Source organism: Coriobacteriia bacterium, assembly GCA_016649875.1.
GTDB lineage: Bacteria > Actinomycetota > Coriobacteriia > WRKU01 > JAENWW01 > JAENWW01.
The window spans coordinates 72,949-80,214 of record JAENWW010000008.1; the positions used below are offsets into that span (position 1 = coordinate 72,949).

Annotated in this window: 7 protein-coding genes; 3 read left to right on the plus strand and 4 right to left on the minus strand. The window is 46.4% G+C overall.

Annotated features, from left to right (window positions below; all coding sequences use genetic code 11):
• Positions 1-5 precede the first annotated feature (5 nt).
• The 3 genes from JJE36_04540 to JJE36_04550 are packed head-to-tail and all read right to left on the minus strand — an operon-like array spanning position 6 to position 4,434.
• Positions 6-389 (minus strand): NUDIX domain-containing protein, encoded by a 384-nt coding sequence (locus JJE36_04540; GenBank protein MBK5211564.1) that lies wholly within the window; start codon positions 387-389, stop codon positions 6-8.
• Complete coding sequence (locus JJE36_04545; GenBank protein MBK5211565.1) at positions 389-3,478, minus strand: DUF3427 domain-containing protein; 3,090 nt, start codon at positions 3,476-3,478, stop codon at positions 389-391. The genes JJE36_04540 and JJE36_04545 overlap by 1 nt, the downstream gene beginning before the upstream one ends.
• Positions 3,478-4,434: an Abi family protein gene (locus JJE36_04550; protein ID MBK5211566.1), complete on the minus strand. Its 957-nt coding sequence runs from the start codon at positions 4,432-4,434 to the stop codon at positions 3,478-3,480. The genes JJE36_04545 and JJE36_04550 overlap by 1 nt, the downstream gene beginning before the upstream one ends.
• 220 nt (positions 4,435-4,654) lie before the next feature.
• On the opposite strand from JJE36_04550, the gene JJE36_04555 reads away from it, so the two are divergent.
• The 3 genes from JJE36_04555 to JJE36_04565 all read left to right on the plus strand — a co-directional run bounded on the left by JJE36_04555 (position 4,655) and on the right by JJE36_04565 (position 7,026).
• Positions 4,655-5,248 (plus strand): type IV toxin-antitoxin system AbiEi family antitoxin domain-containing protein, encoded by a 594-nt coding sequence (locus tag JJE36_04555; protein ID MBK5211567.1) that lies wholly within the window; start codon positions 4,655-4,657, stop codon positions 5,246-5,248.
• 69 nt (positions 5,249-5,317) lie between these two features.
• Positions 5,318-5,677, plus strand: a complete 360-nt coding sequence (locus tag JJE36_04560) for a DUF1801 domain-containing protein (GenBank protein ID MBK5211568.1) — start codon at positions 5,318-5,320, stop codon at positions 5,675-5,677.
• Positions 5,678-5,745: 68 nt separating this feature from the next.
• A complete protein-coding gene (locus JJE36_04565) occupies positions 5,746-7,026 on the plus strand; it encodes an ATP-binding protein (protein ID MBK5211569.1) in 1,281 nt (426 codons plus the stop codon).
• A gap of 139 nt (positions 7,027-7,165) precedes the next feature.
• Here JJE36_04565 and JJE36_04570 read toward each other — a convergent pair.
• The coding region (locus JJE36_04570) for an IS3 family transposase (protein ID MBK5211570.1) at positions 7,166-7,266 on the minus strand (101 nt) is incomplete at its 5' end.

Consider the following 7,266-nt stretch of genomic DNA (forward strand, 5'->3'; position numbering starts at 1 on the left):
TCGGGCTATAGTATTACAAGCTTATTGATAAGTTTGACGTCTGCTGGAGCAAGGCACAGTTTAGAAAGCTCAGCACTGGTGGCCCAAGTATATTCGTCATGAATTTCTGGGTTTAAGCAAAAATTCGAGTTTCTAATGAATTTTATAGCAAAGATTTCAAAGGAACCGTGAGCATAAATATATTCGGTGCTTGCTAGGATTTCTCCTGCAGTTCCCTCCATTTGTAACTCTTCTTGCAGTTCGCGCTCAAGGCACTCCTGGAGTGTTTCGCCTTCTTCGAGTTTTCCTCCCGGCAATTCCCATGCGCCAGGAACGTCGCAATTCTGAGATCTTCGCGTCAATAGAATCTTTCCATTTTCAATTATTACTGCAGCGGTTACCTTTTTCATTAGCCAACCTCGACGGCAAGTGCTGGTCTCAATATTTGTTCAGGCATTGGCTCATCGAGTTTCCAAAGAATGCTCATAGGCTTACTGCCGGTATGACTGATGTAGCTAACCATGCCCAAATTGATATAACGATCATCTTTTGTCTCACGTATAAAGAGTAGGACGTCCCCGCCATTTTTGTGTTGATTTTGGTATCGTAAGCCCGTCGGGCAATCCGCCGTAGTGCCCGATTGTGACTGCCAGTGAAAGATCGTGCTGCTAATTGCATAATCTTTGTAGGATGTTGTTTCACTAAAAGTTTTTTCATTCTTGTCGAGAGTAACAAGAAATATATCAATATTCTTGTCCGGAATGTTCAAAACACCTTCTCGATGAGATTTGAATTTTGCCTCAGTGTGGTATCCAAGAGACGCCAAGAGTTCTCCTCTTGTATACGAGGAATGGAGTTGAAGCGTATTTTGAAAACTAAGCTTTATGCTTTCGCCAATAAATGAAAGGTGCATTTTCAAGTACTTTGCAAGATCCTGAATCTCACTTCTGAGATTGTTGTTGCTCAAGATCGACTCAAACCATTCTGTTGTGGTCCGGAAACCTTCTGCGATGGGGCTTACTGTTTTATGCGAGTAGTAGAGCATGCTAATGAATAGATGGTCCTTTTCAGCATAAGGTTTTTGAAGTGACGCGGCAGTTCGTTCAATAAGAAAATTGAGTTCTTGTGAGGAATCGATCTGAGCGATTCGTTTGAGAAGTCGTGCCTCTACCTGGAGGATTTTCTTGGGAACATTTGGCGATTTTGCTCGAGCATAAAAGGGAATAGAAGATGTTGGTTCATAGATGTTTGAGAGCATTACGTCAGGGTTTATTTCGAGAAAGTCCGCGATATTAAGTGCACCACCACTTTGAATATAAGCATTAATTAACTTTTGCAGTTTACTCGTGTTCATAATCGTTGTTTCGATATTTGAAAGGATAATGGTTTGCGAAATTTTATCGAGAGTGATGTTGCACCCAGATGGCAGACAGAATGAATTCATTTCGGCTTGCTGGCGTAGGGGTACTGTGGGCCTATCAAGCAAAGCTCTGATTTTATCCTCAAAACGATATTTTTCGCTGGCTTGTCCAACATAGTCGAGCACGGTGAGAACTTTTTTGTCTTCGTGTAGTCGAAGTCCTCTGCCGAGCTGCTGCAGGAATACAGTTAAGCTTTCTGTGGGACGCAAGAAGAGAATTGTATCAACTTCTGGAATATCAATACCTTCGTTGAATACATCGACAGAGAAAAGATAGTTGATTTCGCCTTGGGCTAATTTTTTCGGCAATCTCTCTCGAGTATCTTTTGGTGTCATTCCATGTATGACAGCAGACTTTAAACCGAGCTCATTAAATTTCTTGGACATATATTCAGCGTGCGCAACGCTAACGCAAAATCCGAGCGCCTTAACTGAATTGGGATTATCAATGTAGTCAGCAAGAGACTTTGCTATTATTCGTACCCGTTTGTCATCAGCAGTATAGAGGCCCTCAAGATCGTGAGTGCTATATTTGCCAAGATTGAATCTCAGCCCGGTAAGGTCTGTTTCATCATTTACAAAATAATAGTCGAAAGGAACGAGCAGTTCCTTGTTGATTGCTTCTGGAAGTCTGATTTCAGCGGCAATCCGACCTTCAAAATAGAGTTCCTGAACGTTTTTCCCATCCATACGTTCTGGCGTGGCAGTAAGCCCAAGTAGAATTTGGGGCTGGACATGTTTTAGAAGGTCCTGGTAGGAAATAGATGCAGCATGGTGGAACTCATCGATTATGACAAAATCATAATATTTGGGGTCAATTGAGTCTAAAAACTTTTTCGAATTCAGCGTCTGAATTGACAGAAACAAATGGTCAAAATTCTCGGGAATTTTTCCTTCGGCAGCTATTTCACCAAAATCATTATCCTTGAGCACGAGACGGAAGACGCTGCGAGCGTGCTCAAGGATCTCGACTCGGTGGGCTATAAAGAGCAGCTTACCATCAGGATGTTTTTCGACAAATCTTTTGTAGTCAAATGCGGAAATAACTGTTTTACCCGTGCCGGTGGCCGCAACAAGAAGATTTCTGTAGTGACCATGTATTGAACGTTCGGCTTCAAGCTCGTTAAGAATGGTGCGCTGGAAGGGGAACGGTGTGATATTTGGCAGGAGCCCGATCGTATCAATGGAAAATGGGTTGGTATTGCCCAGCGCTGCGTTGAGGCGCTCAACCTCGTATTCAAAAAAGTTGGGATCATTCCAATAGGTTTCAAAAGCAATACTTGCCGTATCGATGATATGTGGGGTCTCTTGTTTGGTAACACGCACGTTCCATTCGAGACCGCTATTCATCGCAGGACTCGACATGTTTGATGAGCCTATAAAAGCAGTTGAATAGCCACTATTGCGGTGGAATATGTAAGCTTTCGCATGCAAGCGAGCGCTCTTTGTATCATACGAAACTTTTATTTCTGTGTTGGGAAGCTTTGAGAGCATTTCAACAGCTTTCGCATCAGTAGCCCCCATATATGATGTTGTTATGACTCGCAACTTTTTAGTTTGAGTAAACTCCTGCAAAGCGCCAATTATGAGATTGAGTCCGCTCAGCTTGATGAAAGAGATGAGAAGGTCGATGGTGTCAGCTGATGCGATTTCGCGTCTAATTTCATCGCCGACCTTTATTCCTGCTGTTCCCGTAAATAAACTTGTGGTTATTAGGGATGTGATTGGTCGTTTCGGAGCTTGTTTCTTTTGGGAAACTACGGCATCCAGCCTTCTTAATGGCACCGAGACTTGTTCATCATTAAGTTTGGGATCGCCTGCAATTTGGCTTAAGCTTTCTATAATTTCATTGTATTTATGTTCCGCTGAGTAGGAGGCTGTATTTGCGTTGATAATTTTTATACTTTTATCAAGCACCTTGCTGAGATGTTTTTCGATGGCAGGGAGAGCTTCATCAATCATTGGGTTTGTCGCAATGATTTGGTAATTTTCTGTAGATTCCTGAGCAATCAAATCTTTCTCGCTCTGAATGCTAATTATTTCTTCGTAAATACCCTCTGGTTTAAAGAAATCTTCCATTATTCCTCCGTGCTTAGCGGGAACCAGGCATCGACGAGTGTTTTCAAGAACTCGAAGGTGCTTGTGATAAGTTCGTTCTCCTTGTAGTTTCCGATATCTCTGAACATGCGCTCGACCAACCTGTTCAAGGCCCTGCATTGCGCATCGTGCACGCCGGGGGTCGTCACCATCATCTTGTGCACATAGAGCAGCGTGACGATCTGCCGGATACGCACATTGCTCAGCTTCTCGTCTGAGAACGAACGCAAAATCCCCAACTTATAAATTGGTCGGCTTAAGTTGTGGCGGTCGACTCCGCAGATTTCTTCGGGGTTCAGGTCGTTGATGATGCACGCATTGTGGGCTGAAGCGTTACGGATCTGGCGCATCTCGCGGAGCATCTGATAGTCGTCCTCGAGATCTTGGCGTTCGAGTTTTTTGGCACAGAAGAAGTAGAAGTCGGTGAATTGCTTCAGCGAGATGATCTCGATAAAGGCCCACGCGGGGAACCGGTCGCGATATTTTATGGCCATGTCGGTCGTGTAAGGGTTCCTCTGGGCGATGACGAGGTTCTGTCGGAGCTCGTTGCCCCTTTCATCTTTGTAGAAGTCGGTCAGGAACTCCTCGACGACCTTGTAGCCGTCCTCATCGCTTTCCTCCAGCGCGTGGAGTAGGCGCACCTTTGCGAAATGCTCGAGGTCGACGGCCATGAGCAGAAGGGTATGGCGCAGATGCATGTCTATTATCGCGAGGTCTTTCAGGTGCCAGAAATCGAGGTCGACATACGCTTCCTTCTCAAGGATGCTCGTGTCTTTGGGGAAGTTCTTGCGATATGACATCAGCTTGAAGTAGTTGTTGTTCTCGGAGAGATATGCCCCCGCATCTTCGCGGCTGTAGAGATCGAAGGCGATATTCTTATATTCGATATTTTTGAGCTGCTCTTCCACGGAAAGTTTCGGTTTATCATAAGCGCGCATGAGGACCCCCCTTGGTTCGGTTGACTCTAGTGTAGCGAATTTGCTTAGGATCTTGCATAAATCCCGTCGACCGTAGCCCAAAACGAGGGGGCTGATGGATTGACTTATTTTGATGGTAGTTTGTTTGGGAAGAGAAAAGACTGAGCACTGGATGTTGTGTGAGTATTGTGCGTAATATGTTACACTTTATGCGCACAGTACTCACACATAGGAGACGATTATGAGCTCGGCACAAAGAATAATTGAATATATGCATTCAAATAACGGTGTCACATCCGCCAAAGATGCCGTTGCAGAAGGTTTTTCATATGAGGGCTTAAGGCGTGCCGTGCACGCAGGTCTCATCGAAAAGTGGGGGCGCGGATTGTACGCATTGCCCGAAACATTCGATGATGAAATGTTTGCACTTCAACAGCGATACGCTCGAGGGATCTATTCGCACGGGACGGCGCTATATCTGCATGGCTTAAGCGATCGTATCCCGACGAAATATCAGATGACTTTTCCTGAGCACTACAACACGCATCGGCTTCCGCGCGAACTTGTCGAAGTCTTCTTTTCCGGGAAAGACCTCCATGAGTCGGAGGTCGTTTCCATCGATACGGTCTTCGGTCACAAGGTGTTCGCGTATGCGCCCGAACGAACATTATGCGATATGCTCCGACCGCACGTGGACGCAGATGTAAGTATCGTTTCATCAGCCTTTAATAAATGGGCAAAGTCACCCACAGCAGACATTGCTAAGATGTCGAAATATAGCAAATTACTTAAAGTCGAGGATAAAGTGCGCTCCTATCTGGAAATATTGTTATGAACAACCCATGCAGCTCAAGGCGAAGATTCGAAAGTGCCACAAAGAGACGAATAAGTGAGGGAGTCGCTGATGTTCCAGACTATCGATGAATACATCGCATTGCAGCCTGAGCAATACCGCCCGGTTCTCCGGCGGCTTCGTGAGACCATTGCCAAAGCTGCTCCCGAGGCGACCGAGGCCATCAGCTGGCACATGCCCTCGTTTCAGCAGAACGGTCCGATTATTTATTTCGCACTCAATAAAAAGCATATCGGACTTTATCCGACGTCCTCGCCGATCGTGCATTTTGCTCGCGAGCTCGCACTGTATAAAACATCGAAGGGCGCGGTGCAGATTCCTCTTGATGAGGAAGTGCCGTGGGACCTCGTTTCGCAGATGGTCCGGTTCAAAGTTCGAGAAAACCAGAAGAAAACGTTGCAAAGTCTATAATGAAAGTGCGCCAAAGTCTATAATGAAAGTGCGCCAAAGTCTATAATGAAAGTGTCGCAGGAGGAATAATGCTCACGAAACGCGGGTATCGCCCACGAATTATCGACGCACAGGTTGAAGAAAATATGCGCGCGTTCGGGGCGATCATGCTCGAGGGCCCGAAATGGTGTGGGAAAACATGGACGATGCTCAATCATGCCGAAAGTGTTTTCTATGTCGGCGACCCGGCATCAAACTTCAATAATAGGCATCTTGCCCAACAAGATCCGGCATTGATATTAGAGGGTAAAGAACCGCGAGCGATAGACGAGTGGCAAGAGGTCCCCGGTATTTGGGACGCGGTGCGGCATGAAGCGGATAATTCGAATAAAACCGGGCGGTTTCTTTTGACGGGCTCGTCGGTTCCTCCGCGGGAAGCGACGATACACAGTGGAATCGGGCGGATCGTTCGTATGCGCATGCGACCGATGACTCTCCAGGAGTCGAGAGACTCAACGGGAGACATATCGTTGCGCGCTTTACTTGAAGGGAAATCTCCGCGTTGCACAACAGGAATAGATCTCAAAAAATTGGTTCGACTTGTGGGCCGCGGCGGTTGGCCGGCCGGGCTGGGACTTCCTGACAAATCAGCATTGCAGATTCCTCAATCATATTTTCAAACTTTAGCCGAAACCGATGCCGTCGAGCTCGATGGGGTTCGCCGGGATACGTCGAAAATGGGAAGAGTATTACGCTCGCTCGCGCGTAATAATCAGACACAGGTCACCTATCGGACGATAAATCGCGATATTGCTGAATTCGACGGGGAAGAATTCACGGTTTCTGAAATTACCATTGCCACATACATAAGAATCCTCGAGAGGCTTTTCGTGATCGAAAAACTGGATGCGTGGAGTCATGGTTTTCGGTCGTCCTCACGTATTCGAGTAGGTGCGAAGTTGCGGTTTGTCGATCCGTCGCTCGCATTGGCTGCTCTCAGAATGACTCCGGACGCACTCATGTCAGACTTGAATACTCTTGGGTTTATGTTCGAATCTCTTTGCGCACGGGATCTGTCGGTTTATACGGAGGCGCTCGGTCATAATTTGTATCATTATCGTGACAAAAACGGTCTCGAGGCTGATTTCATCATCGAGATGATGGACGGAAATTGGGCTCCGGTCGAGGTGAAACTCGGGGCGAATGGTGTAGATGAGGCGGTTAAAAGTCTTATGAAAGTTCGGGAAAAAATGATGGCCGGTGGCGCGAAAGAACCGGTCTGCATGATTGTTCTTTGTGGACTGTCAAACTTCGGTTATACGACTCCTGAAGGAGTTTGTGTCGTTCCGATTACCTGTTTGGGCGTTTAGATTGCCGTCAGAGGTTTAGCAAATGCTCGGTAGTGTGGGGCGGGACAGGTGCACGCGCGCAGTTCCGCAGACGCAATAAAATCTACAAAGCTCCCCGGTATGGTGTGAACCCCGTTTGTTGGACGGGATAAATAAATCCTCAAGCGGCGTTTTGGGACTGAGTCCGGTAATCCACCGGGCTCAGTCCTTTTAGTTTAAGCTGAATCCTTTCTGTGTTGTACCACTTGATATAGTCATGAA

Excerpts from the sequence above, each read along its gene's own strand:
- JJE36_04540 (MBK5211564.1), bottom strand. The coding sequence starts at position 389 with ATGAAAAAGGTAACCGCTGCAGTAATAATTGAAAATGGAAAGATTCTA.
- JJE36_04545 (MBK5211565.1), bottom strand. The coding sequence starts at position 3,478 with ATGGAAGATTTCTTTAAACCAGAGGGTATTTACGAAGAAATAATTAGC.
- JJE36_04550 (MBK5211566.1), bottom strand. The coding sequence starts at position 4,434 with ATGCGCGCTTATGATAAACCGAAACTTTCCGTGGAAGAGCAGCTCAAA.
- JJE36_04555 (MBK5211567.1), top strand. The coding sequence starts at position 4,655 with ATGAGCTCGGCACAAAGAATAATTGAATATATGCATTCAAATAACGGT.
- JJE36_04560 (MBK5211568.1), top strand. The coding sequence starts at position 5,318 with ATGTTCCAGACTATCGATGAATACATCGCATTGCAGCCTGAGCAATAC.
- JJE36_04565 (MBK5211569.1), top strand. The coding sequence starts at position 5,746 with ATGCTCACGAAACGCGGGTATCGCCCACGAATTATCGACGCACAGGTT.